Origin of the sequence: Marinobacter sp. LV10R510-11A (assembly GCF_900215155.1) — a bacterium.
Lineage (GTDB): Bacteria > Pseudomonadota > Gammaproteobacteria > Pseudomonadales > Oleiphilaceae > Marinobacter.
In genome coordinates, this window is record NZ_LT907980.1 from 2,058,908 (window position 1) to 2,085,345 (window position 26,438).

Consider the following 26,438-nt stretch of genomic DNA (forward strand, 5'->3'; position numbering starts at 1 on the left):
GGGGGGGGGACTAACTAGCTATTCCGCCGGCGTTGGCCGCACCAAAATTTCGTTTACATCCACGTGGGAAGGCTGGGATACCGCATAGATCACAGCACGGGCGATGTCTTCCGGCATCAACGCATGTGCGGGTGGCTTATCAAAAAACGGCGTATCAACCATGCCGGGCTCTATCAAAGTCACCCGCACCCCGGAACCGCGTAACTCTTCCCGCACGCCATAGCCAATCGCGGAAACAGCCCATTTAGTGGCGCTGTACATAGAGCCAGGAATTGTGACCCTGCCTGCGGCAGAGCCTGTCAGCAACAAGTGCCCCTTACTTTCTCGCAGGGCCGGCAGACAATGCTGAAGGGTCAGGCCCACGCCGTAAATGTTGGTGAGGATCATATCTTTCCAAACCTCCGGGTCGGCTTCGCTAAAGCCACCCGGCTCCCCGCCTCGGCCAGCATTAGCAAAGACAGAATCGATACGACCGAAGGTTTTCAGGGCCTGTTCAACCATAGACCTCTGATCTTCGCCCTTCTGTACATCGCACTCAACAATCAGCACTTCGTTGTCACCACCGAGTTCCGCCTGCAAAGCTTTCAGTTTGTCTGCAGAGCGGGCTGCAAGAACAAGACGATAGCCCTCTTTGGCGGCCGCGCGAGCCGTTGCAGCACCAATGCCGGAAGATGCGCCGGTGATCAACATAACGGGATTATCTGCCATACTTTTTACACTCCATTTATCAGCTACGTTTCGTATCTCTGTGCTTATCAGAAATTTAGCCAGATCAGCACCAACACCGCCATAACCAGCAAAACCCAGCGGGCGTAAGAATCCGGTTTGTCATCGCCACTTTCCACGGCTGTGGTAACACAGCTACTCGCCTCATACTCCGTAATCACCTGCCGGGCCGGGTAAAGATCCTCATCTTCTACATGGACATTGCTGAAGCCAGCTGCGCCTATCTCGCCCATTGCACCTTGTAGATAGAGCCCACCTACGTAGGTTTCAATGCCATTAGCTTTCAGCAATCCAGCTACAATATGCGCTTCAATGATGTCCTTGGCCCTATATGCAATTTGCAAAGCCCTTCTCCTTTTGTGACATTTGAAGGCGTTCATCGCAAAAATGCGATGTAACCTACCTAAAGCATAGTGTGCCCAAGCTAACAGGGCCAACCTTCGCCAACACTACACTTAGAGTACGGACAAATTATGGTCTGGATTGTTGTTGCAGTTGCCTTACTCATCGTTGCACTCACTCTCTTCCTGTTTCGGATTGAAGATTTGTCCTATCTGGACCAAGAAGAGCATTCCGTGAGCGACACACCACCCAGCGCAGAAAACCAGGACGTTTTGGATCGCATCGGGGACATGGGCCGGGCGGCTAAAGGCCTTCGTGGCAAAGCGCGGCTAATGGCTGTGCGAAAGCATATGGACAGCCTGAGTGATGGCCTAGAATTGGAATCGGAGATCCGGCATTGCGAAAATCCGAACGGTGAGTGGGTCATTGCGCCAGGCACGGATACCCAGCGGCGAATTCTTTACATTCACGGTGGTGCCTGGGCAGCGGGCAGCCCGCGCAGCCATCGGGCCATTACGGATCGCCTGTCCCATGCTGCCAAAGCAGCCGTCTTTGTGGTGGATTACCGCCTTATGCCAGAACACCGGTTTATGGACGGCGTGCGCGATTGCCGTAAAGCCTATACTTGGCTGACAGAAAATGGCCCAGACGGCCCAAGTGAAGCCACGTTTATTCTGGTGGCGGGAGATTCAGCAGGCGGCAGCCATACCCTTGGGCTTCTGGCCTGGATTCGGGAAAGCGGGCTGCGCCAGGCCGACGGTGCCGTTGCGTTTTCGCCCTCTACAGACCTCACCCTCTCGGCACCCAGCAACCGCAACAACATCGCGACAGACCCCCTATTAGGCCCTGCATTTGGCAGTCTATCCAAAATCCCCCGGCCGGTTATCTGGTGGGCGACGTTCGCCGCATTTCGTGTTTCCCCCACCAGCCCAGTTGCATCGCCGCTCTTGGGCAGCCTCGCCAACCTGCCTCCCATTCTGATTCAGGTCAGCGATACGGAGATGCTACTGGACAACGCCCGACGCTACGCTGCAAAGGCAAACGCTCAGGGCTCCCAAGTGACGCTGCACACTTGGCCCGGCATGGTTCATGTCTGGCAGATTTTCACGCCCATGCTGCCGGAAGCCGAAGAAGCCTTCGCCGATATAGAATTGTTTGTCAGCAAGCTTGAATCACACAAAGCGCAACCAGAGTTGGCTCAGACCTGAACCTTGCCCCGGAGGGATTTGGTTTTGCCTTTCTGTGTCTTGCGATCAACCCTTTTACGCCGAGCGGATTTTGAGGGTCGGGTAGCGCGACGCGCCTTCTGTACTTTGACTGCCTCCTGTATCAACTCCTTCAGGCGTTCAAGCGCATCGTCCTTATTCAGCTCCAGCGTACGATGCGACTGGGCTTTGATAATAATAACGCCCTCCTTACTTATGCGCTGACCCTGAAGCGCCAGAAGACGCTCCTTATAGAACGGAGGCAGGGCGGAATTTTGAATATCGAAGCGAAGATGCACGGCCGATGCCACTTTATTAACGTTCTGGCCACCATTGCCCTGAGCTCTAATCTGGGTAATTTCTAGTTCCCAGTCAGCAATTTCAACAGCATTTGATATTTTCAACATGGCCCAAGGATACCAAATACCGCAAACCGTAACCTGACATCCCGGCAATTCGATAATACAGTGGAGACAAAGAACCGTAGCTCAGGATTTTGCATGGCTCAGACTTTCAGGTATGCCTTCATTTTGGTCTTCTCGTCCCTTGTGATGGGCGGCTGCGCCAGCAATCAGAGCTTTCAGCCCCGCACTGCGCACTCTCAATACTCACCTGTTGAGTCCGTACCTGGATCTGCGAAGGCGGAAAAACTCTGGCAGGCATTTGAGCGCTATGAAGGCACGCCTTACCAATACGGCGGCACCACAGGCCGCGGGTTCGACTGCTCAGGCTTTATCACTACGGCCTATCGCGAGGGCCTTGGGCAACAACTGCCACGTACAACCTCGCAAATGCTGCGCTACGGTGATGTGGTTCAGCCCAGAGATGTTAAGCCCGGCGACATCGTGTTTTTCAGAATCGCAGGAAAAGACCAGCATGCTGGCATCTATATGGGTGACAACCGCTTTATCCACGCGTCCACATCCTCCGGCGTGATCATGTCGGAACTGAACGGCTATTATTGGAAAGACCGATTCTCCAGCGCTCGACGGTTTGATTAACTCTTTGTATTAAAACTCTTTATTGACGCTAAAGGCCGCCGTTGAACGCAAGATGAAACGCGATGGCTGCCATCATCAAACCAATAACGCCATCTATTATCCGCCAGGCCAGCGGGCGTGAAAGAATAGGCGCCAAAGCAGACCCACTCCAAGCCAACAAACCAAACCACAGAACAGACGCGCTGCTGGCGCCCGCCACAAACGTCGTTGCGTTGTCCTGCTGTGCACCTACCGCTGGGATCAGCAAAAGCGTATCCAGATACACCTGAGGGTTCAGCAGGGTAACCGCGAGCGTGGTTAGTAGAACGCCCTTAAGGCTTCGGCGAGACACCTCGCCGGCTTCAAGCACAGCCCTACCCCGGCCAGCTCGAACAAAGGCCTGGATAGCCAGCCACCCAAGAAAAATCACCCCAAGCCAGCGCAAGACTTCCAATGCCTGGGGCATGGCCATCAAAGCCGCGCTGACTCCGAACATGCCAAGCGTGAAAAGAGCAATATCCGATGCCATGCACAGACCGGCCGCCCACCAGTGGTGCTCGCGCCGGATCGCCTGGCTCAGCACGTAAGCATTCTGCGCTCCAATAGCAACGATCATTCCGCCGCAGACAATCAAACCCGTTAAGTAACTCTCTAGGTAATTCTCAAGCACCGCTGTTTTCTCCATTTTGATGCCGCAAGAATAACGACTTACCGCTATACTTGAAATTCATATTCCTAATGACGCATCAGTTTTTCTTATGATCGATTATAAATTACTAGAAGCCCTTGCCACGGTTGTTGAGACCGGTGGTTTTGAGCGCGCAGGCGCTGTGCTTGGCCTGAGTCAATCTGCTATTTCTCAGCGTATCCGCACCCTAGAGGTTCGCATCGGACAACCGGTTCTGTTACGCAGCCCTGTTCCCAGAGCCACACCGGCCGGGCAGCAGCTGCTGAACCACGTTCAGCAGGTTCAGCTTCTTGAGCGAGATCTGGCGAAATCGTTGCCTACGCTTTCCGAGCCTGCCGCACGGTTACGTATCGCGCTCAATGCCGACAGCCTCGCAACTTGGTGGGCAGACGCCATTGGTGAGTTCTGTGATGAGGAAACACTGTTGCTGGATATGGTGGTTGAAGATCAGGACATAGCGCTGCGACGGATGCGCGAAGGTGATGTCGCCGCCTGCCTGTGCAGCAATCCACAGGCCGTCGCCGGGGCCCGCTGCGTTCCACTTGGCACCATGACTTACATGCCCCTAGCGACACCTTCGTATAAAACACGGTATTTCAACCAAGGCTTTAATGAACAAAGCCTGCAGTCAGCACCTGCGATTGTATTCGGGCCAAATGATCAGTTACAGCACCGATTCTTGGCTCAGAGTGGCTACCACGGCCCCTTCCCCTATCATTTGTGCCCTTCTTCTGAAGGCTTTGTAAAACTGGCGTTGGCGAGCATGGGTTACGGAATGATCCCGGAGATTCAGGCGAGGCCGGAGATCAAGGCGGGCCGATTGATTAGCATTGCTCCTGGCCAATCCCTTGATGTTCAGCTTTACTGGCACTTCTGGCGTCACAGCGGGAATGTTATGGAGCGGCTAACGGCTGCGTTGAAGGCGGCAAACCCTTAGCTTTTCTGTCGCACGCGGATACCAAACCACTCAGGAAATCGAAGCAGACAGAACAGCGCTATCATGTCGTAAACACTGTGCCAGATCATGACTAGCAGAATACTGTCGGTTATTGCGTAAGCCAACCCAAGCACCAGCCCAAGGCCTGTAGCGATAACAAAGTATGCAAAGGAAACGCAGTGCACTAAACCGAAAAGCACGGATGCAGCCAGCACAGCGGTAGTGGCATTGGTGTGCACGGCGAGCCACCCCTGCACTGTTCCCCGGAACAGGAGTTCTTCGCCTACACCGGCAAAGATTGAAAGCAGAAGAAGCACAGACCAAGAATAGCCGGATGCAAACCTGTAAAGGCCACGCATTTGTCGATCAAGGTTATCCGGGAACAAACCGGGAATCCGGGAGAGCAATAAAAGAACACCATATGTGCACAGCGCACCCAGAAAACCATAGAGCACACTTGGCAAAAGCCCGGCTCCGGAGACCTGCACGGGAATATCCACGACCAGAATCACCAGCAGCCCAACCACGCCAATCCCACCCTGGAACACCAAGGCATTAATCGGAGAAACCTTCGATCTATTCCCGTTGCTCACCGTCATTTACTGCTCAAAAAGGCCTTTCACTGCGAACAGATCATCATACTTGGGCGCCTGCTTTTGTGCTTTAGCTTGAAAAGTTTTCATCATATCCGTGGGGCGAAACATGCCAGCCTGCCAAGTTGCCATGTATTTCAAACTATCGGCTACCGTGTGATCACGGCTGTAGTTCAACATCTCTTTACAGCCGATGACCGCAAGCGGTGGATTGGCGGCAATCTGGGCGGCAATTTCCATAACGCCAGCAATCAGCGCTTCCTGGTCAGAATAGAGGGCATTGACAAAACCTAGGTCTTTCGCCTCCTGCGCAGAAAACTTACGACCCGTGTACGCCAGCTCACGCACAACACCTTCCGGCATCAGTTTGGGTAAACGCTGAAGTGTGCCGACATCCGCTGTCATGCCCAGCTCGGTTTCCTTGATCGTGAAGTACGCGTCTTCCGTGCAGTAACGGCTGTCTGCCGCACACACCAGATCCAAAGCACCACCAATGCAGCCTCCATGAATGGCCGCAAGTACTGGCAAGCGAATGTTCTCCAGCGACGTCAAAGTGTCCTGAAGTTGTAGTACAACACGCCGCAGATTTTCTGCCATGCGACCAGGGTCACCACTCATGGGCACAGCCTTGGGGTCTGAGAAAACACCCAGATCCATTCCCGCTGAGAAGTGCTTACCCGTGGATGACACCACAATCACCCGTGCATCTGTGTGTGCTTCAATGTCCTGCATACACTTAGGCAGCTCAAGCCAAAACGCCTTGTTCATGGTGTTCATCGCTTCCGGGCGGCTGAACTGCACGTGGGCAATCTTATTTTCAACGCTGACAGAAAAACTCTCGTAAGTGGGTAACTCAGACACGGCAAAGCCTCCTTTATTAGTGCACAAAAATTCAAAAATGCTAAGGCAAACATACCTCATGTGACTGAAAATGTCGGGTTTATGCCTATAAGAAAGTGCTTTGCTTTTCAGCAAGCAGCAGGTACAGTGCGCTTCGTAGGAAAGATTTAGCAAAGCACTTCATAAATAAGACGCCTTTCTGTAGTCGTACGTCCTGTTTTTGATCACGCCCGTTGTTTGTTTCCGCATACCGCTGACCAGCCATCAACATGATGACCTGGCGGCACTTTAAATGATTGAATACAGGAATAATGATATGTCTACTGTTACCGGTACGGTTAAGTTCTTCAACGAAGCAAAAGGCTTTGGCTTTATCACTCGTGAAGAAGGCCCGGACGTTTTTGTTCACTACAGCGCTATTCAGGGCGGCGGTTTTAAGACTCTGGCTGAAGGCCAGCAAGTTGATTTCACAGTGACTCAGGGCCAGAAAGGTCCTCAGGCTGAGAACGTTGTTGCTGTTTAATTAACAGACAACGCTAAAAAAAGGCAGCTTCGGCTGCCTTTTTTATTGCCCAAAAATCGCGTTTTTTACTGCCCTAAAATCTCTTCCTGCTCCACTCGGTTTTACCTCCCCCGTCTTGCCATAGTAAAACGCACCTAACGTCCTCTGTACGCCTGCAGTGAGTGCTAGGTTTATATTCTGCAAAGATTGGTTGACTCACCTCCTGAATACAAATAACATTCATCTATAATGAATCTTATAAATCAAGAAGCTTTCAAACGCTTCCCAGCAACAGGATCACATCTTATGACGCAATTATTTAAGGAAGTAAGCAGCCCGAAGAATGCCGATAAGGTAGAAGCTGACAAGCTAAAGAATGGCGCGACGGAAGAGCGCTCTGAGGCGCCGGTGAACGCTTATGAAAGCGCCCCCAAGAAGGCTAAACACGGTGATGACGGCGTCTGCTGCGGTGGCTGCTCTTAAAGATACACCTGTTAAGAAGATCACCAGTGACGCTTCCATCGCACACTCTGGAAACGCCACTGGTTGTTTAAACCGGAGGGAGTCAGTGATCCATCTGATGCCCAGAATGATCCATTTCCGGCTCTTTCATATCTGCATCCAATGACTGTACGCTCAGCTCAACGTCAATAGCGCCTGCGTCCTCAAACTCCAGAGTCAAGGGTATACTTTCCCCCTCCTTCAGCGGTTCCGTAAGTTTTTCCAGCATCAAATGATAGCTGTAAGGCTTAAGCTCCACAGCCTCTCCCGCCGATATTTTCAGCCCGCTCTTTAGCGGCTGCATCCGCATGACCCCATCTTTCATAAGCGTTTCATGAATTGAAACACGATCTGCCCTGGGCGTGCTTGCACTAATCAATGTGATATCTCTGTCGCCATGGTTTCTAATAACTAGATAGCCGACGCCCATGGGTGTGCCCGGCGGTGTCGGCCGACTCCATGGATGCTCAATATCGATCCCCCCTCGGGAGTACTCATGGGCCATCACAACATTGGTAAAGCCCGACATGATCAGGGCGCTACTGGCAAACAGCAGTGTCATTACTTTTTTCATGGTGTCTCGCGCCGCTACGGTTTAACTGATGATGGTAAACGCTACATTTTGGGGGCCGTAATGCCTACAGTGTTGCGTTCAGATCAGCTCAAAGCAAGTAACGAGGTGCGTCGAATAGTCGCAACAAGTCAGCTAAATTTTGGTACTTGGAATATCAGACTTTTTTAACAAACTCGGACTTAAGCTTCATGGGACCAATGCCATCAACTTTGCAGTCTATATCGTGATCGCCGTCTACTAAACGAATGCTCTTCACCTTGGTGCCGACTTTCACAACAGAGCTGGAACCTTTCACCTTCAGATCTTTGATCACAGTGACCGCATCACCATCCTGAAGCTCATTACCATTGGCATCGCGTACCACCTTGCTTGCTTCTTCCGCTGCCGCCTCTGCTTCTGTCCATTCATGAGCACACTCAGGGCAAACAAGCTGAACACCGTCTTCATAGGTGTATACAGAACCACACTGGGGGCACGGAGGAAGTTGAGACATGGGTGTTTCCTAGTAATTGAATTTACACAGGACTATACCACCAAGGTCCCGGCAAATCCGGCAGCCGCGGCTGAGGTTCACTACCAGGCTTGCAGCAACAGCAGGTACACTCCCCCACTAGTTACTAAACTGCTTAAGGAAGTTGATATGTCGATCTGGGTTGACGCCGATGCTTGCCCTGTACCTATTCGCGAAATTCTTTGCCGCGCCGCCACGCGCTGGCAAACCCAGACAACGTTCATTGCCAACCACGTCATCAAACTACCACCCAGCCCCTATATAAAAGCCAGGCAGGTTATGCAGGGTTTCGATGTGGCGGATAATGAAATTATGGATCAGCTCAGCGCTGGCGACTTGGTTATTACTCAGGACATTCCGTTGGCGGCCGAAGCCATCGAGAAAGGCGCCGATGTGTTCAATCCAAGGGGCCAAGCTTTCACTAAAGAAAATATTCGCCAGCGCCTCGCCACGAGGAATTTCATGGAAGAGATGCGTAATGCCGGACAGGTTACCGGCGGCCCGGCCCCATTTAGCCAGACCGACCGAAAAGAATTCGCTAACAAACTGGATCGATGGCTGCAGCGTAATCGGGGCTAGCCTCCGACCCCGGAGCCCACAACTAAGCCAGTAACAACAAGCGCGATGAAAAGGCCGGCCCCCGCTGCAATCTTCAGCCCTTCGATCATTTCTTGTTCTGCTGTCATGGCTGTATCTCCCTTAGCTTATGATATAAACAGATCGTATGAAGAACTTCTGTGCCGTTACTCCAAGCAAGGCACATAAAAGATATTAATGACATTGATTATCATTTGCAATGAACAAGGAGAATCGAATGCTCTCTTGCCGACATCTGATAACATTCAGTGCACTGATTTTGCTCGGCCTCCCCCTCTTTGCCTCAAGCCAAGTATTTAAGTCCCAAGAAGCAAGCTTCAAGCTGGAAACGGTTGCTGGTGGTCTTGAACATCCCTGGAGCCTGGCTTTTCTCCCAGACGGCTCCATGCTCGTTACAGAGAGAACCGGCAGACTTCGTGTTATTCGAAACGGAGAGTTGTCATCCAAACCAGTTCCGGGGGTTCCAGTCTCTGCGGCAACAGGCCAAGGCGGGCTATTCGATGTAGTGCTACACCCGGGTTTTGAGAAGAACCGAACTCTGTTCCTGAGTTACGCCCACCGTTCCAGCGAAGGAATGACCACAAGGGTCGCCCGGGCGATTTTTGACAACAACAAATTAGAAAACGTAACGGTTATCTTCGAAGCCCTGCCCCGCTCCGGCACATCACGACATTTTGGAGGGCGAATGGCCTTCGATGCATCAAGTTATCTCTATATTTCCGTTGGCGATCGCGGCGAGATGAATCGGGCGCAAGACACTGGAGACGATGCGGGCGGCGTCCACCGTATTACCGTTAGTGGCGAGCCAGTTCCGGGCAACCCGGGGATTGATGATTCAGGCATCAACAACACCCTTTTTACTTGGGGCAACCGTAATATTCAGGGCATGACCGCTCACCCCATTACTGGTGATATCTGGACTCACGAACACGGCCCACGAGGTGGTGATGAGATTAATGTTTTACGGGCGGGCACCAATTACGGATGGCCGGAAATCACATATGGCATCGGTTATTCAGGAATCCCGATCACGCTGAGCACAGCAAAAGACGGCATGGCACAGCCACTACATTATTGGGATCCGTCCATCGCGCCTTCAGGCATGGCGTTTTACACAGGGCTCGAATTTCCCGAATGGCAAGGCAATTTGTTCGTAGGCGCGCTCAAAATGCGAAAGCTGGTTCGTCTGAAAATTGAGAACAGGCAGATAGTAGAAGTGGAAGATTTACTCACCAGCCTGGCAGAACGGATCCGCGACGTTCGAACAGGGCCAGATGGCAACCTGTGGTTACTGACAGACTCGCCACAAGGCAAAGTGTACCGGGTAGTGCCAGCTCAGTGAGGGTCGCCGGTACGCTCGGTTTTTTCGTACTGAGGCAGAGCGTCAGTGATTTCAAACCAGTCCGATTTTGAACCAGTGTAGACATGCTGCGCTGGCCCCTTTTTCAGGGGCTCGTTAATGACGCCCACTCGCAGGCGAAGAATGCCGGGAATCGCATCCACGCGACTATAAAAATGGCTTCCGCAGCGGCCACAGAAGGCCCGGTATTTACCGGGGCGCGACTCATATTCGGTCAGCTGATCCTCGCCACTCAGAAACTGGAAGCGCACCTTTTGCACCGGAGAGCTTGCAGAAAATGCACTACCGTGGGCACGGCGACACTGACTGCAATGGCACAGAGAGAGCGGGCCCAAGGGGCCTTCGTATTCAAATGTAATATCGCCACACAGGCACTGGCCGGTATACATAAACTTCCTGATTATCGTGTTCTGAGCGCTCCAGAACTATCTCAACGGCCGGCTATGATACCCGCCAAGATGCCTATGAAACAGCGTGGCCACCGATTGTTTTAGCCATATTGCGTATTTAGATAACCCAGTATGCGATCAGATTCAAACAATCCTTCTCCGGTATTCGGATCCTCAAGGTACGGCACTTGAACTCGACCGTGCGCCTTGAAGAAAGCATCGCGCTTTCCGCCGGGAGCAGGCGTGTAAGGCCCAGGTTTAATACGTTGCTTTGCAGGGCCGATTTCAGTCCAGTGTTCCTTGCCCAGATTATGCAAAGTGTAAGGGATCTCCAGCTCACACAACTTCTCGCGCACTAGGCGAGAGAACGGGCTTCCTTCGAAGCTCCACAAATGCAACGGCTGCTCTGGCTGTTTGGTTGAACTCGCACGCAGCCCTCTCATGGCGCTGGCCACGGAAGCAAGTGAACCCAAAACCGGTTGCCAAATCCGCTCACGGTAGTAGCCGGGCACCGATCGCCCCGCATACTGGCGGAACAAGTACTCAATGATGGCTTCTGATTCATACATCACGGTCTCTGTGTTCCGGTCGACCAGCAGAGGGAACTGCTGTTTGCCACCGGTTGCTTCCGCCTGTTTTCGGAAAACACGACCACCTTTAGGACAGGGCCGAATCTGCACATCAAGATTGAGTGCGGTGAGCGCTTCGCGAACACGTCGGCAGTAGGGACACCCTTCCATGTCGTACAATACAAGAGACTGTTCCGGTTGCGGCACGTCACTTACCACAAGACATCCACGCCAAGCTGTCAATGATGAGGTTGCGACGGAACCCAGCACGTTCGCGTGGTGAGCGAGTCTATTAAACATAAGCAAATCCTTAATATATGAACCAACCATTATCATCAAATAAAACGACTTTCCATTGGCTTACAATCACACGAAGGGCAGGCGACCGGATATCAGTCGTTACCTTGTTGATATTTGCCTCGTCGCTTCGCGCAAGCTAACTTACACTCGGACACAAAACACCAATACAAACAAGCGCTCTACTGGCATTTTTTAACGTCATGTAGAGGTTATCTGCATAGTACAACTTGCAAAGATGGGCTATTGTTCATCTAGAGAGTTTCTCTCCACATCTAACCAAACAGCCATCATGGTGATCCCGGGTATGCCGCATTCAAACAGCGCAGGAAAAGTCAGTCTTCGACAAAGGCGCCCAGCGCTGATTTTTGCCGCTGCTCTTGCGTTGGCTCCTGTTCTGGCAAACCTGCCATCGGCACTGGCTGCTGAAGGCGACGGCTCGGGCTACAGTGGCAAGCGCCTCTGGGCCAGCGAGATGCAAGATTACGCCACTAACTCCTTAAAAAGCGAAGAAGCACTGAGCATGGCTGCGGTGCCTTTGAACGGCCCGGGGCTTGACCAGAGCATTAATGCCGACGTTCCCATGAGCCCCGGCTCCATAATGAAGGTGATCACCACCTACGCCGCGCTGGAAATTCTTGGCCCCACCCATCACTGGGATACGGATTTTTTGACCGATGGAGTAATGGTTGGCGATACGCTTAAAGGCGACCTCTACGTTCGCTTTGGTGGCGACCCGAAACTCACTTTCGAACGTCTCTGGGCGACCCTGCGGGAACTCCGCGATATGGGGATTAACCGTATCGATGGCAATCTGGTGCTCGATGGCAGCTATTTTGAAATCGACGGTGGTTTTCCTCTCTTTAAGGACAACGGCCACAACCCATACGCACCATTTCTGGTCGAGCCATCTGCCTACCTTACTAACCTCAACCTCCTGCACTTCCAGATTCGTGCCGACGAGCGTGGTACTCAGGCTTGGAGCACGCCAGATCTAAGCGAGATTGTCATCGACAACCGGGTAACCGCAGTGGACGAAGGACCCTGCCCTTCGCGCCGTAATTTTGACTGGGAGCCTGTCGTTCAAGAAGGTGGAAGAGTAACGGTGCGGGTAACCGGCGAACTGCCGCAAGGGTGTCGCACCACGACCTACCTGTCCCTGTTGCCTCAGGAGCAATACAGCGCCTCGATGATTCGCTCTTTGCTTGGTGAGATGGGCATCATCGTATCCGGTGGAAACCTGAATGGGCCAACTCCACAAAAGGCACGGCTGGTTATGAAAACCACGTCGCCAGACCTGGTTACCATGGTTCGAGACATTAATAAGTGGAGCAGTAACGTGATGGCGCGGCAGCTATTGCTGACCATCGGCGCACAAAACCGTCTGGATGATGAAAACGACGACCGGGTTGCTGGCATACGCGTTATTTATGACTGGCTGGAGAAGAAAGGAATCGATACGTCCGGGATGGTCATCGACAACGGCGCGGGCCTGACACGTCACGGCAGGATAACCGCCAGACAAGGCACAAAAATACTGCAACACGCGTGGAACAGCCCTTATTCCTCTGATTTGATGACATCTATGCCGATCATCGCCATGGATGGAACCATGGCGCGTCGCTTACGCAACACGGGTATGGATGGCGAGGGTCGCATTAAGACCGGCTACCTAGAAAACGTTCGCTCTATCGCCGGCTTTACCCGGGATGAAAACAACACCACCTGGGCGGTTGTGGGCATGGTGAATAATGATCCTGCTTGGAATGGCCAAGCAGTACTAGATCGGATTCTTTACTCCCTGCATTTCGAACCACCCACGGGAACCTCGCTTTCGCGCGCTAATGCGAGCGGCTCTGAAACGTCTTTCCAATAAAAATTTTCTAACTAAGCCCAATCGGCAGCGACATCATTCCGGACATATAGAACCCGAACACGAGATGGCGTAGGCGTGCGGGTTTGATACGGCTCATGAGTTCTCCTAGCATATCAAAATACAAAGATCGAATTATAATAAGCTTCCAATCTTTTTTCGATAGGCTTTTTTACCGAGTCAGGCGCAATATGGATCACTGTGGGGATTCATTTAAGGTAGGTGCCGGACGAGCGGTTGCTCTCGTGCTTATTATGGGCTTTCTTGTCACGGGGTGCAGCTCAACCCGGCTGGCCTACCGTTACGCTGACTGGGGCATTGTTTGGTGGGTTGAGGACTTAATTACGCTCACTCAGCCCCAAAAAAAGCAGCTGAATGCCGATATTGAAAGCCTGAAGAGTTGGCACTGTAGCACCGAGTTACCGCGTTATCGGGCGTGGCTGAGCAGCCTCCAGAGCGATCTGGCTTTAGGTAATCCGGCCCCGGCCAAAATTAACAACCTTCAAAACCAACTTATGACGTTCTTCCCACCATTGCTGCAGCAGATAACGCCCACCGCTATTAATCTGCTCTCCAGCCTCAGCGATGAGCAGGTGAGCGAATTGGCTGGCAACATGGCGAAGAAGCACCGGGAACTGGAAGAAGAATTTCTCGTTGGAGACGCTGAAGAGATTGCAGAGGCTCGAGCAGAACGAACCGCGGAGCGAGCTGAGCGTTGGCTGGGAAGCCTGAACGCTAAACAGCAGAGCCTAATCAACGGCTGGTCAGAAAGCCGCACCGGGCAAGCTAGGATCTGGCTGGAAGGCCGCCAAAACTGGCAAGAAGCCCTGTTGCTCGCCCTCGAAAATCGCAATGAGCCGGGCTTCGACGAAACAATTACCGAACTTATTAGCAACCCCGAAGCGGCGCGAGGCGATGCTTATGTTGCGATGATGAACAGCAGCATGGAGGCCATGACCTCATTGATTCAGGATCTGTTGCTCGCAAGCAAGCCCACCCACCTAGATCACCTGGCCCGCCAAGCATCAGAATTAAGCGGCGACTTCAAAGCCCTCACCTGCCAGCCGGGCTCCGAAGTCGCGGCGCGGGTTCTTACGAGTCATTAAATCGTAAGGTAACCACCGTCCACATTGATGCAGGCACCCGTGGTGTAGCTGGACGCATCTGATGCCAGATACAGCACCGTGCCGGCCATCTCACTCGGGTCGGCCACACGCTTCATCGGAATATGCGCCATAGCCTGCTTCTTGATGGCTTCGTTAGAGGTTAGGGCGCTGGCGAACTTGGTGTCTGTCAGCCCCGGCAGCAGAGCGTTCACACGAATCTTCTGCTGGCCCAGCTCCATGGCGAAGGATTTGGTCATGGATATAACGGCAGCTTTGGTTACCGAGTAGATGCCTTGGAAGTGCCCCGGGTTTACGCCGTTAACCGATGCGACGTTGACGATAGAGCCACCGCCGTTTTTCTTCATCAGCTGTGCACCGCGGGCACACATAAAGAAGTAACCACGAATATTCACGTCTACGGTTTTGTGGAAAGCACCGAGGTCTGTATCCTCAATCGGGCCGAAATACGGGTTGGCTGCAGCGTTGTTAACCAGAATATCCAGTTTGCCGTGCTCTTTTTCGATATGAGCCCAGATAGCTTCGATCTGCTCCATTTCGCCAATGTGACAGGCATAGGCTTCGGCGCTGCCGCCTGCTTCGCGGATGCTGCTGGCCACGGTTTCACAGGCTTCAATCTTGCGACTGGTTACGATCACGTGAGCGCCATAGTCCGCCAGAGTGCGGGCAATACTCTCGCCGATACCACGGCTGGCACCGGTAATCAGGGCAATCTTGCCGGTCAGATCAAACAGGTCTTTCTTGCTCATTCATTCACCTCAATTCGTTATCGGAACGTCACCAGGGCGGGGTCTTCCGCTTCTAGGTGGCTGTAATTGTTGAAAACAGACAGGCTGCGACGGCCAGCGGAATAAAGAACCCGGGTAACGCTGGTATTAGCGATGACTTCGTTCAGTGCCAGTGCCCGCTCGTCTTCAAGGCCCAGAAGGTGCTGACACATAACCGCGATGGGGCCGCCAGATGTGGACACCAAAACATCACCGCCGTCTGCGTACTCGATCATTTCATCAAATACTGCAAGAACCCTGGCTTTAAAATCCGTCCAGGTCTCATCGTATTCCGCGTCATAATTCCCAGATGCCCACCGGCGCACAGCTTCCACAAAGGCTTGCTGAAAGGCTGCCGCAGGTTTCGGAAAAGCCGCAAGATCTCTCGCCATAACCTGCCGATCGCTCCATTCGGGCCGGTAGCAGTTAACAACGGATATATGATCGAATTCGTTGAAGCCCGGCGCTACCTGCATATCGGGCAACTGCCCACCGTAACCGGTCGCGATGGCTTCAACTGTTTCACGATGACGCTGCAGATCGCCGCCAAAAATCGCAGCCGGTTTTATCTTATCGACCATCCAGCGGCCAAGAACCTTGCCCTGCTCCCAACCTTTGGGTGAAAGCTGATCATAGTTCTCTTTACCAAAACTGGCTTGGCCGTGGCGCACAAGGTACACCGTAGCCATTACAGAGAGCTCTCGGAGATCAGGCGCTGGCAGCGTTTTTCAAGATAGTTAGCTGCATGGCCAAACGCGGCAAAGCGCTTATCTTTGGTTTGGCCGTGATAGAAGCGGTAATAGATTTGCTGAACAATCACCGCCAAACGGAACAACCCGTAGATCTCATAGAAATCGAAGTTATCAGCCTGAAAGCCAGATTTCTCCATGTAGTACTCCACTACTTCCTTACGCGTAAGCATGCCGGGGCGATGTGTGGGCTGGCGCCGCAGCACCTGGAACGGGCCCTCGTCGTCCGCCTCAATCCAATAGGCCAGCGTATTGCCCAGGTCCATCAACGGATCACCGATCGTCGCCATTTCCCAATCTAGCACCCCGACCACTTCAAAGGGGTTGTCGGGGTTCAGCACCACGTTGTCAAAGCGGAAGTCGTTGTGAATCACAACCTGAGCAACGTCGTTGGGCATTTTATCGTTAAGCCAAGACATGACCGCTTCAAAATCGCCAACATCGTCGGTGCGGGCCTTGCGGAAACGGTCGCTCCAGCCACCAATCTGGCGCTGAACATAGCCTTCGCCCTTGCCCAGCTTATCAAGCCCTGCCGCCTTGGCATCAACCCGGTGCAAATCCACCATCTTGTCGATCACGCTCAGGCACAGCTTGCGAGTATCGGCCTCGTTCATGTCCAAGTCTTTGGGGAAATCCTGGCGCAGAATGACGCCTTTCATCCTTTCCATTACGTAGAAATCACACCCCAGCACGTCATGATCATCGCAGATAGCGATGATCGCTGGCACATAGGGATACACCGGCTTCAACGCCTGCATCACCTTTGCTTCGCGGAGCATGTCGTGGGCCGATTTTGCAATCTTGCCTAAAGGTGGCCGACGTAAAACATACGAGCGATCGCCGTAATCCACCTGATACGTCAGGTTGGAAGCGCCGCCAGGGTACTGATGAATAACCGGCTCGCCGGTCAGATCGGGCATGGCGCTTTTCATAAACCGGTCTACTGCCGCAAGATCCAGCTCCTCGCCTTCGCGGATACCCGCGGCTTGGTCAATCTGGGTCATCAAAGGCTCTCCTATTATTCTGGTTCTCGGTCAGGCCTTGGCCTTACCGCCCATCTTCTTCATCCAGCGCTTGCTTTCCTCATACATCAGACGATCAAACGCCCAAGGAGCAAAGCGCTTAAGCATCCATAGTCGGCGCTCTTTAACATGGGGCAGCACCCAAAAATCTTTGTTCTTGACCGAGCGCACGATATCCTCGGCAACATGATCTGCAGAAATATTGGAGCGCTTCATTAACTTGCCCACGTTCTGCGCAATACCGGGAATATCCGAACGCATGCTGCTGGCGAGGTTTGTTTGGAAAAACGCTGGGCACACGCAACTCACATGAATGCCGTCGCTGCGCAACTCCTGGCTCAACGTCTCTGACAACGCAATCACCCCGGCCTTAGACACATTGTAGCTACCCATAAGCGGCGCCAGCATAAGGCCCGCCATAGAGGCAATATTCACAAACGTACCCAAGCCCTGCTTCTTGAACTGCGGCGTAAACGCTTTACAGCCCCGCACAACGCCCAGCACGTTGATATCAATAATCCACTCCCAGTCCGCCATAGTGGTGTCTTCAATCGAACCGGCAGACGCCACACCGGCGTTATTCACCACCACATCCACACCGCCCCACTTTTGAGTGAGTTCAGCACAGATTTTTTCCAGATCTTTCAGCCTCCGAACATCGCACTCCACAAAGTAGCCTTCGCCACCGGCATTGTTGATTTCCTGCTCAACACCCGCGCCCTGCTCCGAATTGATATCGCCAATACAGACCTTGGCGCCTTCTTTGGCATAACGCAGTGCAATAGCCCGGCCAAGGCCGCTGGCGCCGCCTGTTACGAATACTTTTTGTGTCATAGTGTTTTCCATCACTTTTTGTATTTGCGCAATTCGAGGCGAGCCACTGTAGCTCTATGCACCTCATCCGGCCCATCTGCCAGCCGCAGAACGCGAGCATAGGCAAACAACTGAGTCAGCGGGAAATCATCATCACTCACACCCGCACCGCCATGAATCTGAATAGCCTGGTCCACAATGGTCTGCAGCATTACAGGAATAATTGCCTTAATCATGGCCACTTCCTGGATGGCCCCCGCAACACCCTTGGTATCCAGCGCCCATGCACATTTAAGCGTCAGCAAGCGCGCCTGCTCAATCGACATACGGGCATTGGCAATGATATCTGGATTACCGCCAAGCTTCGCCAATGGGCGGCCAAACGCCTCGCGGCTTGTGGCCCGCTTAATTAGCAGCTCCAGCGTGCGCTCCGCTGCCCCGATGGCACGCATGCAGTGGTGCACACGGCCTGGCCCTAAGCGCCCCTGTGCAATCTCAAAGCCACGGCCTGGCCCAGCAATAAAAGCACTCTTGGGCAGGCGCACATTATCGAACAGAACCTGGCCGTGTCCGTAAGGCTCATCGTATTCACCAAACACCGGAAGCATTCGTTCAATCGTTACACCCGACGCATCCATCGGAACCAGAACCATCGAATGGCGACGATGCTTATCCGCGTCTGGATCAGAAAGCGCCATAAAAATGGTGACCTTGCAGTCTGGGTGACCCACGCCAGTGCTCCACCATTTGCGACCATTCAGCACCACCTCATCGCCTTCAACCACAGCGGTAGCTTCCATGGTGGTGGCATCGGAAGACGCTACCGCGGGTTCCGTCATGCAGAACGCAGACCGGACCGCACCACTAAGAAGACCGGGCAGCCATTCGGCTTTCTGTTCCTCTGAACCATAGTGAATCAGTACTTCCATATTGCCGGTGTCCGGCGCATTGCAGTTGAAGATTTCGGGGGCAATAAAACTGCGCCCGGTTTCCTCTGCAATCAAAGCGTAGTCAGAGTTGAGTAAACCACAACCATGCTTCTCATCCGGAAAAAACATATTCCAGAGCCCTTGGGCTTTGGCCTTTTCTTTCAACTCTTTGATGATCGGTAAGACAACCCAGCGGTTCTCAAGCGATGCCAGCTCTTTATTGTATTGAGCTTCAATCGGGAAAATCTCTTCCGCCATGAACGCTTTAACACGCTTAAGATAATCCTGACCTTTTTCGGAGATACTGAAATCCATTGCCGATTCCTCACAGAGATTGCACAGGCTGGTGCAGTGAATATAAGCACATTAAAATCAGTCTAAAGTTGCCCAAACTATTACGCGACTGAATTATTCTTATCGTTTACTATTAACGTTGCTTATTCACAGAGACACACTGACTATGGCCGGGGCACGCTTAGATCTCAATCTCCTGCATGTTTTTGACACCATCTACCGGGAAGGCAGCCTTACCCGCGCAGCAAAGGCATTGCACCTGACCCAGCCAGCGGTCAGCCATTCCCTGTCGCGCCTGCGAGACCATTTTGACGACCCACTGTTCACGCGCCAAGGCAATCAGATGGTACCAACACCGCTGGCCCGCCGCTTTCTTGAGTCCATGAAACCAGGGCTTACCCAAATCCAGGGCGCGGTTAATCAGTTTCATGCATTTGATCCTGCCAATCAGCGTAAAACCTATTCGCTGGGCCTGCGCGACGTTCTGGAATCAACCTTTCTGCCCCAGCTCATGCAGCGGCTGGACCCTTATCCGGAGCTAGAGATTGCCAGCAAACGCGTTCCACGGAGGGAAATGGAAACACAACTCGCCGCCGGCAAGTTGGACTTCTCTGTTGATGTTCTGCTGCCGGTCAGCAACCAAACGTCCCACGAACTTCTAAGGCGGGACAAGCTTGTGGTTCTGGCCCGGGACGGGCACCCGCTGGCGTCACAGACACTGGATATGAAAGGGTACCTTGCAGCGCGCCACGTGCTGGTTTCGTCGCGTACAGAAGGGCCAGGAATTGAAGATTTTGAGCTATCGAGATTGGGGGTTCAGCGCAGCATCCGCTTACGCTGCCAGCATTACTACGCGGCCTGTCGGGTGGTGGAAGCCACCGATCTATTGCTGACCATGCCAGAAACCTACGCCAGAATTATTTCGGAGCGGGCAAATATTACCATTATGAATCCACCTGCAGACCTGCCCTCACTCGATGCGCATCTGTACTGGCACAAAGCTTATGATCAGGAACCGGCACTGCTCTGGTTTCGGGAGCAGCTCAAAGCCATTCAGTAGGCACCAACGGCCATAAGAAACCCGAAAAACCCGGCAGCCGTAATGCCCAGTGAGGTCACCACAACACCAAACCCCCACCAGATCGCTGCACCATCAGAAATGGCGAGCTCATGGCCGCGCAGGGTGCGGTAAAACGCCCAAGGGCCAAGCAAAAACGCACCCACCACTGCAAACACCAGGCCAACGCTGATACCAGCAAACGTCCAGGTCGCAAGTTCGGTGGTACGGTCTGTCAGCCGGTCGGTAACGCCATAGTGCTCAAGGAATTTCTTGCAAAAGAACCAAACCAGCGCAAACAAGGCGGCGACAAACACCAGGCCGCCAATAATGGTAAGAAGTCGGTAAAGCAAAGTTGCCGTCCTGTCGTCGGTAAAGCAGATAACAAACGCGAATGCGCCTGTTGCGGAACACACTATAGCCTTGGTCCGCCGGCGGGTAAAACAGCTTTATTTCCCTCAGCGGTGGCATACCGTGTTCCGGTGACTAAACTGGGTTTGTTATCTATACGAGTCAATCTAAAAAGGAGTCTCCATAATGCCCCAACCTACCCGTATCGCAGTAACTCCGGGTGACGGCATTGGCCCCGAAGTCGTGGGCGAAGCCTTACGCTGTTTGGAAGCCCTGCGCGCCAAGCACAGCCTAGCGCTTGAGTGGACCCACTTCCCTTGGCCGTCCCACGCCTGGCACCAAGAACATGGCGAGTCCATGCCAGCTGATGCACTAGCCCAACTCAAAGTATACGACGCCATATTACTCGGCGCACTGGGCGACCCAGGCCCCGTGGACGATCCGAACCGTTATCTTTTAACCGACAGTGTCTCACTGGCACCCTTGCTGGATATGCGTAAAGGCTTTGATCAGTGGGTGTGCGAACGCCCCGCTCGACTGTTACCCGGTGCCCGGCAGTATCTTGCCGATGAGCGCGCCAAAGACATAGACATGCTAGTGATCCGAGAAAACTCCGAAGGAGAGTACGTAAGCCAGGGCGGCCGCCTACGCAAAGGAACTGAGGATGAGGTTGCGACCCAAATGGAGGTGTTTACGCGCAAGGCGACCAATCGCATTATTCGCTACGGCTTTGAACAGGCTCGCACCCGGGCTGCAGATCGCACCAAAGAAAACCGCACCAGAAACTTCCACACCCTTGATGGCAGTCGGGATGGTCGCAGTTGCGAAAGCCAGGTGTGCCTAATCACGAAACGCAACGCTCTGCGCTACTGGGGCGACATGTACACGGAAGCCTTTGAAGAAATCAGCAAAGAGTTTCCAGACGTAGCTACCCACCACGAGCTCGTAGATGCAGCCTGTATGAAGTTCGTACAAAGCCCGTGGGCCTTCGATGTGGTGGTTGCCAGCAACTTACAAGGGGATATTCTAACGGATCTGGCAGCCGTGCTGTCTGGCGGTATGGGTGTTGCGCCTTCCTGCAACCTGAACCCCACAGATCCAGATATGCCCTCCATGTTCGAGCCTACTCACGGGAGTGCTCCGGACATCGCCGGTAAAGGCCTGGCTGACCCAACAGCCATGCTGTTTACCGCAGCCCGCATGTTGGAGTGGCTAGGCCGAAAAGACCCTGTTATGGCAGCAGCTGGTAAGGAACTGTTTGACGTTGTGGCAGCAGATCTGGCGGAAAATGCCGGCGCGCGGCGGGGAACACAGGAGATAGGCGAAGCAATCTGCCAACGGCTATCGGCCCGATAATAAGGAGCCGCAGAGCCAGAACATGTTTTCTGGCTCTGCTTTATTCACACGCTCTATTTATCAGCCATCACAAACTCGAGACGGCCAGGCGCTACACGCACATCTGTAGGTAACATGCCAAACATCCGCTGGGCCATATTGGTTTCATCCAGTCGATAAACCGGCATGGTTTCCAGCATCTGGGCCACCACCCGCATCACGTTGTCTGTAACCGGCCCAAGGTCACCCTTGAAAAAGCCTGTATCAACACTGCTTTCTAACAGTTTTACCCGGCGGATAAAGATCGCTTTTTCCTTGCTGTCGTAAACAGGCGCGCCTTCAATTTTCAAAGCAATATCAACTGGCAGCTTAGCCATCAGTACGTTGAGCGCCACCTGACCTTTCAGATCAATCACCGCAACATCACGGCCATCCGGGCCCAAGGTAACGTTGGCGTCATCAAGGCTCAAGCTGAGCGGTGACCCGCTCTTCAACTGATTGCGATCATAGGCACTCACAGCGTCCTGCAGGTGGCGCTCAAGCTCTCCTTCCGAGATTGCATAAGGGGAAAGGCTGGCACAACCACTAGACAAGGCAAGGGCCAACAACACCAAGGCCCAACGGCTACTAAGGTGTAGTTTATTCATCGTTTACTCTCCATGGATTGAACGCCTATCCTGCGGCAGCGCGGAAAGCGGAACAAGACTAGCAGGTTAATAATTGGTCAGAACCCGGGCCGCTTACTCGTTTTCGGCCCGGGCTTCTACGTTAGGGGTGAGATTATCGTCGAAAACAACCCGCAATAAAATGGGCTGGCAACATACTTGGCAATCTTCAACATATTCCTGTTCCGCTACTGAAGGGTCGACGCTGACATCCAGCGTCTCCCAGCAGTAAGGGCACTGGATAAGTACATAATCCAGAGCCGACATAGGCGCTCCTTAGAATTGTTGTTTAGCCATCCACGGGATGATGCGGTCGAAGGCTGCGTCAAGGTTCTCACAGGTGGTTGAGAAACTGATGCGAACAGCGTTGGTACAGCCTTCACCAAACGCATCCCCCGGTACCAAACACACCCCAGTTTCTTTGAGCAGGCGCAGCGCCAAATCTGACCCGTCAACGTGGCGCGGCAGATCCGGGAACGCAAAAAAGGCCCCGCCCGGCTTGTACCCGGTCATGTAAGGAGTCTGATCGATCAGCTCCACCACTTTATCTCGGCGTTCCTTATAGATAGCCAGCATGTCCCTCACGCACTGTTGATCACCCGTTAGTGCCGCTACCCCCGCAAACTGAGAAGGCGTATTAGCCACCGAGGTGGTGAACATGTGGTAGCGCCGCAGAGATTTGATCGCCGCCTGACTGGCAATTACCCAGCCTATACGTAGCCCCGCCATGCTGTATGTTTTCGAAAAACTACTGATGCACATGATGTTGTCGAGGTCCATGGAACAGTTCAGCACACTGGCGAAATCATCGTCATCAAAAATCAGGTGGTCATACACCTCGTCGGCATAAACCTGTATGCCCCGGTACGCGCATTCTTCCAAAATGGTTTCCACAGTACTGCGAGGATAAACCGCTCCGGTCGGATTATTCGGGTTATTGAGTATCAGGGCAAAGGTGCGTGGCCCCATGGCTCGGATCACCTCATCGGGATCAAGCTGGTGATCGTTTTCTGCTTTGGTCGGCACAAATTTGACCTCCCCCCCATTCATGCGAATTAAAGGCGCATACAACAGGAAAGATGGATCTGTCACAATAAACTGTCGGCCCGGTGCGGCCGTCGCTGAGATGGCAAGGTACATGGCCTCCGTAGCACCGCTGGTAACCAGGATGTTATCTCTGGTGAGCTTGCGGTTGTACCGTTTGCCGTAGTAGTCCCTCAGCGCTACCAGCAGCTCAGGCAGCCCGGCGTCCATGGTGTAACCGGTTTGCCCTGCCTTAAGAGCTTCAATGTAAGCGTCAATAATATGCTTAGGCGTTGGCAGATCCGGCTGGCCGATAGAAAGATGGATAACATCTTTCATGGTGGCTGCCATATTCACCATACGCCGAATACCCGGCACCGGAACTGCCTGCATGGCAGGGTTCCAACTGGCCTTGGTTTTCCGGTACTTCACCTTCTTCGGTTTATCCTGGCCGGTATCTCTGTTGGCGTCTGCCATAACAACCTCCTACAACGGGAACTGGGGCAAAACACAACTACCAATGCAGGTTAGTCAGTAAAATCAGCGCATACAAGGGACCGCCTGAAATACTCTTTCCGGCGCGCCATTTATGCCGTTTTAATAGGCGCCGACCGGGGATAAGTCGCAACTGAATCCGGCTGAGGTTGACCCAATGGCATCTGCCTACCAGACTGTCACGGGGGCCTTGCAGCGGGTATGTAGGGCCTTACACAAACCACTCACGATAACTAGCCAGCTAACCCGGCGGAGGTTCAATGTCTCAGCACGATAAGCCTGTTGTAACGGTTCTCACCGCACCCGGCGAGCAGGAGCCACCGGGAATAGACTCACTCCGGGCCCACGCCGAAGTGCGCTTTGCAAGTGACGAGGCGACCCTTCGCAGTACTCTGCCGGGTACCGATGTGATGATGGTAACGGATTTCCGTACCGAAGCATTGGAGGCTGCCTGGGGCTGCGCGGACAAACTAAAATGGATACACGCAACCAGTGCAGGGGTGGACGCGCTAATGTTCCCTGCTCTTACAAACGGCAATGTTGTAGTGACGAACGCCAGGGGCATATTCGACCGAACCATCGCCGAATACGTGCTGTGCACCATTTTGATGTTTGCGAAAGATTTCCCGGGCTCTATCCGTTTGCAAATGAAGCATCAGTGGAAGCACAGGGATACGGAACGCGCAGAGGGTAAGCAGGTACTGGTGGTTGGCGCAGGCTCGATCGGTCGCCAGATTGGCCGTTTGGTTGGGGCTGCCGGCTTGAAGCCTCACGGTATTGCCCGAACAGCTCGCAAGGAAGATCCTGATTTTGTTGCGGTACATGGCAACGATGATCTTTATGAGCAGCTGGGCCATGCCGATTACGTGGTGATCGCCGCACCACTGACGCCACAAACAGAAGGCCTGTTTGACGAGAAGGCATTTAAAGCCATGAAAAACACGGCGCGCCTGATCAACATTGGGCGTGGGCCGATTGTTAAAACCAACGATCTAATTGCTGCACTGAAGAGCGGTGAGATTGCAGGCGCTGGGCTTGATGTGTTCGAGGAGGAGCCGTTACCGGAAGATCACCCTTTGTGGGACATGGAAAACGTCACCATGACGGCACACATGGCCGGTGACTTTGTCGGCTGGAAGCGCGCGCTTACTGATCAGTTTCTTGAGAATTTTGACCGATGGCACAACGGCGAAGAGCTGTTTAATCTGGTCAACAAAGAGTTGGGTTACGCTGGGAGCAAGTAGTCGGGCATAAAAAAACGGGAACCCGCGGGTCAAGCCATTTACCTTAAGTGTGGCTGAGGTTACTGACAAAACCGCTAGAAGCGCCTATACTACTGTATATACAGGGCTATGTTGGCATCTGCTGTTGGTTTGTACTTATCGCAGCACGAAGCCACGCCTCCTCTGAAGCCGGCGCATTTTCGAACAGCCGTCGCCATGCCAGATAGTTCGGCAAATACGCTGTCCCCACACCATGAAAGCGGGCGATCCAGCCCTTCAATCGGCTTATATAACTGTTGACGTTTTGAATGTGGTATTCCCTGCCGATCACTCGTTGATTATCGAGTGCGATCAGTCGATGGTGGGCAATGCCATGGTCGCTGGAGAAGGTTTTATACCAGCTGTGGCCGTCTGAACATAAAATAGAATCACGATTGATAATCGGTGCCAGAAAAGCATGGATCGTTGATTTGTTCAGCGCCGGATCCACCAGGTCGCTGACATGACCGTTGCGGTCTCGCGCAATAACCACCGGAATTTTATCCGCTTTTTTCTTCTTATTACTTTCTCCGCCACGTTTTCTGGGGCTGCGATGAGTGAGGTTGCGCTTGCCCTTGCAAGACTCAGCAAAGAACGTTTCATCCACTTCGATAATGCCGGAAAGGGCATTAGCGTTGGCTTTTGCGCTGGTGCTCAGAAAACGGTGACGCCATCGGAAAGCCGTCTTCAAATCAATGCCTACTCGGGCTGCTGAAACCCGCAGGGTTAGGCTGTCCCGCATGCATCGCAAGTAATCAAACCATTTATGACGGTGATGCAGCTTGGCCAGCGATGTTCCCGTAACGGCATTGAAGGTTTTGTGACAGCCCAGGTTCTGGCACTGATACCGCTGCAAGCCACCAGAGCGCCCCCATTTTACAAGGTGCTTATCGCCACAGTGAGGACATAGACGATGGAGGCTGGCGGTTTCGAGCAGCGTGTGGGCCTGAGCATTAATTTGCCCAAGGAGCTGATTGGCAAGGTGTTGTTTGAGATCAACTGGGAGGTGGGCCAAGGTCTTTTCAATGGCGTTGATGTCGGCTTGTTTCATAATTTGCTCCAAAGAGG

At 53.1% G+C, this 26,438-nt stretch carries 32 protein-coding genes; 12 read left to right on the forward strand and 20 right to left on the reverse strand.

Annotated elements, in window-relative coordinates:
- Nucleotides 1-18 precede the first annotated feature (18 nt).
- On the reverse strand, nucleotides 19-708 hold the full coding sequence (locus tag CPH80_RS09810; RefSeq protein ID WP_096277347.1) for an SDR family oxidoreductase: 690 nt from the start codon (nucleotides 706-708) through the stop codon (nucleotides 19-21).
- Nucleotides 709-755: 47 nt separating this feature from the next.
- Nucleotides 756-1,070 (reverse strand): DUF2007 domain-containing protein, encoded by a 315-nt coding sequence (locus CPH80_RS09815; protein WP_096277348.1) that lies wholly within the window; start codon nucleotides 1,068-1,070, stop codon nucleotides 756-758.
- 129 nt (nucleotides 1,071-1,199) lie between these two features.
- Between CPH80_RS09815 and CPH80_RS09820 the strand changes: the two genes are divergently transcribed.
- Nucleotides 1,200-2,276, forward strand: coding sequence for an alpha/beta hydrolase (locus tag CPH80_RS09820; RefSeq protein ID WP_096277350.1), 1,077 nt, complete (start codon nucleotides 1,200-1,202; stop codon nucleotides 2,274-2,276).
- Here CPH80_RS09820 and arfB read toward each other — a convergent pair.
- A complete protein-coding gene (gene arfB / locus CPH80_RS09825; RefSeq protein ID WP_096277352.1) occupies nucleotides 2,267-2,680 on the reverse strand; it encodes an alternative ribosome rescue aminoacyl-tRNA hydrolase ArfB in 414 nt (137 codons plus the stop codon). The genes CPH80_RS09820 and arfB overlap by 10 nt on opposite strands.
- Nucleotides 2,681-2,773: 93 nt before the next feature.
- Between arfB and CPH80_RS09830 the strand changes: the two genes are divergently transcribed.
- Complete coding sequence (locus tag CPH80_RS09830) at nucleotides 2,774-3,274, forward strand: C40 family peptidase (protein WP_096277354.1); 501 nt, start codon at nucleotides 2,774-2,776, stop codon at nucleotides 3,272-3,274.
- Between the two features lie 28 nt (nucleotides 3,275-3,302).
- On the opposite strand, the gene CPH80_RS09835 is transcribed toward CPH80_RS09830, so the two are convergent.
- On the reverse strand, nucleotides 3,303-3,938 hold the full coding sequence (locus CPH80_RS09835; protein ID WP_096277356.1) for a LysE/ArgO family amino acid transporter: 636 nt from the start codon (nucleotides 3,936-3,938) through the stop codon (nucleotides 3,303-3,305).
- A 73-nt stretch (nucleotides 3,939-4,011) separates the two neighbouring features.
- On the opposite strand from CPH80_RS09835, the gene CPH80_RS09840 reads away from it, so the two are divergent.
- Nucleotides 4,012-4,878, forward strand: a complete 867-nt coding sequence (locus CPH80_RS09840; RefSeq protein WP_096277358.1) for a LysR family transcriptional regulator ArgP — start codon at nucleotides 4,012-4,014, stop codon at nucleotides 4,876-4,878.
- On the opposite strand, the gene CPH80_RS09845 is transcribed toward CPH80_RS09840, so the two are convergent.
- Nucleotides 4,875-5,477: a CPBP family intramembrane glutamic endopeptidase gene (locus tag CPH80_RS09845; protein ID WP_096277360.1), complete on the reverse strand. Its 603-nt coding sequence runs from the start codon at nucleotides 5,475-5,477 to the stop codon at nucleotides 4,875-4,877. The genes CPH80_RS09840 and CPH80_RS09845 overlap by 4 nt on opposite strands.
- Nucleotides 5,478-6,332 (reverse strand): crotonase/enoyl-CoA hydratase family protein, encoded by an 855-nt coding sequence (locus CPH80_RS09850; RefSeq protein ID WP_096277362.1) that lies wholly within the window; start codon nucleotides 6,330-6,332, stop codon nucleotides 5,478-5,480. It lies immediately after the preceding gene.
- A gap of 295 nt (nucleotides 6,333-6,627) precedes the next feature.
- On the opposite strand from CPH80_RS09850, the gene CPH80_RS09855 reads away from it, so the two are divergent.
- Nucleotides 6,628-6,834, forward strand: a complete 207-nt coding sequence (locus tag CPH80_RS09855; protein WP_096277364.1) for a cold-shock protein — start codon at nucleotides 6,628-6,630, stop codon at nucleotides 6,832-6,834.
- Between the two features lie 285 nt (nucleotides 6,835-7,119).
- Nucleotides 7,120-7,296, forward strand: coding sequence for a CCGSCS motif protein (locus tag CPH80_RS09860; RefSeq protein ID WP_157746883.1), 177 nt, complete (start codon nucleotides 7,120-7,122; stop codon nucleotides 7,294-7,296).
- Nucleotides 7,297-7,378: 82 nt separating this feature from the next.
- Here the strand turns inward: CPH80_RS09860 and CPH80_RS09865 are convergent, their stop codons facing one another.
- On the reverse strand, nucleotides 7,379-7,888 hold the full coding sequence (locus CPH80_RS09865; protein WP_096277368.1) for a copper chaperone PCu(A)C: 510 nt from the start codon (nucleotides 7,886-7,888) through the stop codon (nucleotides 7,379-7,381).
- A 154-nt stretch (nucleotides 7,889-8,042) separates the two neighbouring features.
- Nucleotides 8,043-8,381: a zinc ribbon domain-containing protein YjdM gene (locus tag CPH80_RS09870; protein ID WP_096277370.1), complete on the reverse strand. Its 339-nt coding sequence runs from the start codon at nucleotides 8,379-8,381 to the stop codon at nucleotides 8,043-8,045.
- Nucleotides 8,382-8,528: 147 nt separating this feature from the next.
- On the opposite strand from CPH80_RS09870, the gene CPH80_RS09875 reads away from it, so the two are divergent.
- Together CPH80_RS09875 and CPH80_RS09880 are read left to right on the forward strand one after the other, a co-directional pair.
- The gene (locus CPH80_RS09875) at nucleotides 8,529-8,978 is read left to right on the forward strand and encodes a YaiI/YqxD family protein (protein ID WP_096277372.1); all 450 of its coding nucleotides are present in this window, start codon (nucleotides 8,529-8,531) and stop codon (nucleotides 8,976-8,978) included.
- 235 nt (nucleotides 8,979-9,213) lie between these two features.
- Entirely contained in the window at nucleotides 9,214-10,338 is a 1,125-nt protein-coding gene (locus CPH80_RS09880) for a PQQ-dependent sugar dehydrogenase (RefSeq protein ID WP_096277374.1), read from the forward strand.
- On the opposite strand, the gene CPH80_RS09885 is transcribed toward CPH80_RS09880, so the two are convergent.
- Together CPH80_RS09885 and CPH80_RS09890 are read right to left on the reverse strand one after the other, a co-directional pair.
- Complete coding sequence (locus CPH80_RS09885) at nucleotides 10,332-10,745, reverse strand: GFA family protein (RefSeq protein WP_096277375.1); 414 nt, start codon at nucleotides 10,743-10,745, stop codon at nucleotides 10,332-10,334. The genes CPH80_RS09880 and CPH80_RS09885 overlap by 7 nt on opposite strands.
- Nucleotides 10,746-10,846: 101 nt before the next feature.
- Nucleotides 10,847-11,614, reverse strand: a complete 768-nt coding sequence (locus CPH80_RS09890) for a glutathione S-transferase N-terminal domain-containing protein (RefSeq protein WP_096277377.1) — start codon at nucleotides 11,612-11,614, stop codon at nucleotides 10,847-10,849.
- Nucleotides 11,615-11,918: 304 nt separating this feature from the next.
- Between CPH80_RS09890 and dacB the strand changes: the two genes are divergently transcribed.
- Both dacB and CPH80_RS09900 read left to right on the forward strand, forming a co-directional pair.
- Complete coding sequence (gene dacB / locus CPH80_RS09895) at nucleotides 11,919-13,487, forward strand: D-alanyl-D-alanine carboxypeptidase/D-alanyl-D-alanine-endopeptidase (protein ID WP_096277379.1); 1,569 nt, start codon at nucleotides 11,919-11,921, stop codon at nucleotides 13,485-13,487.
- A 188-nt stretch (nucleotides 13,488-13,675) separates the two neighbouring features.
- Nucleotides 13,676-14,590 carry a DUF6279 family lipoprotein gene (locus CPH80_RS09900; protein WP_096277381.1) on the forward strand — a complete coding sequence of 305 codons (915 nt, stop codon included), beginning with the start codon at nucleotides 13,676-13,678 and terminating at the stop codon, nucleotides 14,588-14,590.
- Here CPH80_RS09900 and CPH80_RS09905 read toward each other — a convergent pair.
- Genes CPH80_RS09905 through CPH80_RS09925 form a run of 5 tightly spaced genes read right to left on the reverse strand, consistent with a single transcriptional unit; the run spans nucleotide 14,587 to nucleotide 19,203 of the window.
- On the reverse strand, nucleotides 14,587-15,357 hold the full coding sequence (locus CPH80_RS09905; RefSeq protein ID WP_096277383.1) for an SDR family oxidoreductase: 771 nt from the start codon (nucleotides 15,355-15,357) through the stop codon (nucleotides 14,587-14,589). The two genes, CPH80_RS09900 and CPH80_RS09905, sit on opposite strands and share 4 nt — an antisense overlap.
- Nucleotides 15,358-15,374: 17 nt before the next feature.
- Complete coding sequence (locus CPH80_RS09910; RefSeq protein WP_096277385.1) at nucleotides 15,375-16,064, reverse strand: histidine phosphatase family protein; 690 nt, start codon at nucleotides 16,062-16,064, stop codon at nucleotides 15,375-15,377.
- Nucleotides 16,064-17,128: a phosphotransferase family protein gene (locus tag CPH80_RS09915; RefSeq protein ID WP_096277387.1), complete on the reverse strand. Its 1,065-nt coding sequence runs from the start codon at nucleotides 17,126-17,128 to the stop codon at nucleotides 16,064-16,066. Before CPH80_RS09915 ends, CPH80_RS09910 begins: the two co-directional genes overlap by 1 nt.
- A 30-nt stretch (nucleotides 17,129-17,158) precedes the next feature.
- Complete coding sequence (locus tag CPH80_RS09920; RefSeq protein WP_096277389.1) at nucleotides 17,159-17,980, reverse strand: SDR family oxidoreductase; 822 nt, start codon at nucleotides 17,978-17,980, stop codon at nucleotides 17,159-17,161.
- Nucleotides 17,981-17,991: 11 nt separating this feature from the next.
- Nucleotides 17,992-19,203, reverse strand: a complete 1,212-nt coding sequence (locus CPH80_RS09925) for an acyl-CoA dehydrogenase family protein (protein WP_096277391.1) — start codon at nucleotides 19,201-19,203, stop codon at nucleotides 17,992-17,994.
- 145 nt (nucleotides 19,204-19,348) lie between these two features.
- On the opposite strand from CPH80_RS09925, the gene CPH80_RS09930 reads away from it, so the two are divergent.
- Nucleotides 19,349-20,242 carry a LysR family transcriptional regulator gene (locus CPH80_RS09930; RefSeq protein ID WP_096277393.1) on the forward strand — a complete coding sequence of 298 codons (894 nt, stop codon included), beginning with the start codon at nucleotides 19,349-19,351 and terminating at the stop codon, nucleotides 20,240-20,242.
- Here the strand turns inward: CPH80_RS09930 and CPH80_RS09935 are convergent.
- On the reverse strand, nucleotides 20,236-20,592 hold the full coding sequence (locus CPH80_RS09935; protein ID WP_096277395.1) for a hypothetical protein: 357 nt from the start codon (nucleotides 20,590-20,592) through the stop codon (nucleotides 20,236-20,238). The two genes, CPH80_RS09930 and CPH80_RS09935, sit on opposite strands and share 7 nt — an antisense overlap.
- Before the next feature lie 184 nt (nucleotides 20,593-20,776).
- Here CPH80_RS09935 and CPH80_RS09940 point away from each other — a divergent pair, with 184 nt between their 5' ends.
- Nucleotides 20,777-21,946 (forward strand): isocitrate/isopropylmalate dehydrogenase family protein, encoded by a 1,170-nt coding sequence (locus CPH80_RS09940; protein ID WP_096277397.1) that lies wholly within the window; start codon nucleotides 20,777-20,779, stop codon nucleotides 21,944-21,946.
- Between the two features lie 53 nt (nucleotides 21,947-21,999).
- Here CPH80_RS09940 and CPH80_RS09945 read toward each other — a convergent pair whose 3' ends face one another.
- From CPH80_RS09945 to CPH80_RS09955, 3 genes are all read right to left on the reverse strand, one after another.
- Nucleotides 22,000-22,572, reverse strand: a complete 573-nt coding sequence (locus CPH80_RS09945; RefSeq protein WP_096277399.1) for a DUF1439 domain-containing protein — start codon at nucleotides 22,570-22,572, stop codon at nucleotides 22,000-22,002.
- 93 nt (nucleotides 22,573-22,665) lie between these two features.
- Nucleotides 22,666-22,857 (reverse strand): CPXCG motif-containing cysteine-rich protein, encoded by a 192-nt coding sequence (locus tag CPH80_RS09950; RefSeq protein WP_096277401.1) that lies wholly within the window; start codon nucleotides 22,855-22,857, stop codon nucleotides 22,666-22,668.
- 9 nt (nucleotides 22,858-22,866) lie between these two features.
- Nucleotides 22,867-24,090, reverse strand: coding sequence for a pyridoxal phosphate-dependent aminotransferase (locus tag CPH80_RS09955; RefSeq protein WP_096277403.1), 1,224 nt, complete (start codon nucleotides 24,088-24,090; stop codon nucleotides 22,867-22,869).
- 278 nt (nucleotides 24,091-24,368) lie between these two features.
- On the opposite strand from CPH80_RS09955, the gene CPH80_RS09960 reads away from it, so the two are divergent.
- On the forward strand, nucleotides 24,369-25,352 hold the full coding sequence (locus CPH80_RS09960; RefSeq protein WP_096277405.1) for a D-2-hydroxyacid dehydrogenase: 984 nt from the start codon (nucleotides 24,369-24,371) through the stop codon (nucleotides 25,350-25,352).
- A gap of 106 nt (nucleotides 25,353-25,458) precedes the next feature.
- On the opposite strand, the gene CPH80_RS09965 is transcribed toward CPH80_RS09960, so the two are convergent.
- Complete coding sequence (locus tag CPH80_RS09965; RefSeq protein WP_096277406.1) at nucleotides 25,459-26,421, reverse strand: IS1595 family transposase; 963 nt, start codon at nucleotides 26,419-26,421, stop codon at nucleotides 25,459-25,461.
- Between the last annotated feature and the right edge of the window lie 17 nt (nucleotides 26,422-26,438).

Bases quoted from the DNA above. Each gene is read 5' to 3' on its own strand.
- CPH80_RS09940 (WP_096277397.1), top strand. From the start codon at position 20,777: ATGCCCCAACCTACCCGTATCGCAGTAACTCCGGGTGACGGCATTGGC.
- CPH80_RS09865 (WP_096277368.1), bottom strand. From the start codon at position 7,888: ATGAAAAAAGTAATGACACTGCTGTTTGCCAGTAGCGCCCTGATCATG.
- arfB (WP_096277352.1), bottom strand. From the start codon at position 2,680: ATGTTGAAAATATCAAATGCTGTTGAAATTGCTGACTGGGAACTAGAA.
- CPH80_RS09880 (WP_096277374.1), top strand. From the start codon at position 9,214: ATGCTCTCTTGCCGACATCTGATAACATTCAGTGCACTGATTTTGCTC.
- CPH80_RS09965 (WP_096277406.1), bottom strand. From the start codon at position 26,421: ATGAAACAAGCCGACATCAACGCCATTGAAAAGACCTTGGCCCACCTC.
- CPH80_RS09835 (WP_096277356.1), bottom strand. From the start codon at position 3,938: ATGGAGAAAACAGCGGTGCTTGAGAATTACCTAGAGAGTTACTTAACG.
- CPH80_RS09910 (WP_096277385.1), bottom strand. From the start codon at position 16,064: ATGGCTACGGTGTACCTTGTGCGCCACGGCCAAGCCAGTTTTGGTAAA.
- CPH80_RS09945 (WP_096277399.1), bottom strand. From the start codon at position 22,572: ATGAATAAACTACACCTTAGTAGCCGTTGGGCCTTGGTGTTGTTGGCC.
- CPH80_RS09855 (WP_096277364.1), top strand. From the start codon at position 6,628: ATGTCTACTGTTACCGGTACGGTTAAGTTCTTCAACGAAGCAAAAGGC.
- CPH80_RS09820 (WP_096277350.1), top strand. From the start codon at position 1,200: ATGGTCTGGATTGTTGTTGCAGTTGCCTTACTCATCGTTGCACTCACT.
- dacB (WP_096277379.1), top strand. From the start codon at position 11,919: ATGCCGCATTCAAACAGCGCAGGAAAAGTCAGTCTTCGACAAAGGCGC.
- CPH80_RS09930 (WP_096277393.1), top strand. From the start codon at position 19,349: ATGGCCGGGGCACGCTTAGATCTCAATCTCCTGCATGTTTTTGACACC.
- CPH80_RS09845 (WP_096277360.1), bottom strand. From the start codon at position 5,477: ATGACGGTGAGCAACGGGAATAGATCGAAGGTTTCTCCGATTAATGCC.
- CPH80_RS09905 (WP_096277383.1), bottom strand. From the start codon at position 15,357: ATGAGCAAGAAAGACCTGTTTGATCTGACCGGCAAGATTGCCCTGATT.
- CPH80_RS09915 (WP_096277387.1), bottom strand. From the start codon at position 17,128: ATGACCCAGATTGACCAAGCCGCGGGTATCCGCGAAGGCGAGGAGCTG.
- CPH80_RS09860 (WP_157746883.1), top strand. From the start codon at position 7,120: ATGACGCAATTATTTAAGGAAGTAAGCAGCCCGAAGAATGCCGATAAG.
- CPH80_RS09900 (WP_096277381.1), top strand. From the start codon at position 13,676: ATGGATCACTGTGGGGATTCATTTAAGGTAGGTGCCGGACGAGCGGTT.
- CPH80_RS09810 (WP_096277347.1), bottom strand. From the start codon at position 708: ATGGCAGATAATCCCGTTATGTTGATCACCGGCGCATCTTCCGGCATT.
- CPH80_RS09925 (WP_096277391.1), bottom strand. From the start codon at position 19,203: ATGGATTTCAGTATCTCCGAAAAAGGTCAGGATTATCTTAAGCGTGTT.
- CPH80_RS09840 (WP_096277358.1), top strand. From the start codon at position 4,012: ATGATCGATTATAAATTACTAGAAGCCCTTGCCACGGTTGTTGAGACC.
- CPH80_RS09875 (WP_096277372.1), top strand. From the start codon at position 8,529: ATGTCGATCTGGGTTGACGCCGATGCTTGCCCTGTACCTATTCGCGAA.
- CPH80_RS09830 (WP_096277354.1), top strand. From the start codon at position 2,774: ATGGCTCAGACTTTCAGGTATGCCTTCATTTTGGTCTTCTCGTCCCTT.
- CPH80_RS09885 (WP_096277375.1), bottom strand. From the start codon at position 10,745: ATGTATACCGGCCAGTGCCTGTGTGGCGATATTACATTTGAATACGAA.
- CPH80_RS09920 (WP_096277389.1), bottom strand. From the start codon at position 17,980: ATGACACAAAAAGTATTCGTAACAGGCGGCGCCAGCGGCCTTGGCCGG.
- CPH80_RS09960 (WP_096277405.1), top strand. From the start codon at position 24,369: ATGTCTCAGCACGATAAGCCTGTTGTAACGGTTCTCACCGCACCCGGC.
- CPH80_RS09890 (WP_096277377.1), bottom strand. From the start codon at position 11,614: ATGTTTAATAGACTCGCTCACCACGCGAACGTGCTGGGTTCCGTCGCA.
- CPH80_RS09950 (WP_096277401.1), bottom strand. From the start codon at position 22,857: ATGTCGGCTCTGGATTATGTACTTATCCAGTGCCCTTACTGCTGGGAG.
- CPH80_RS09870 (WP_096277370.1), bottom strand. From the start codon at position 8,381: ATGTCTCAACTTCCTCCGTGCCCCCAGTGTGGTTCTGTATACACCTAT.
- CPH80_RS09955 (WP_096277403.1), bottom strand. From the start codon at position 24,090: ATGGCAGACGCCAACAGAGATACCGGCCAGGATAAACCGAAGAAGGTG.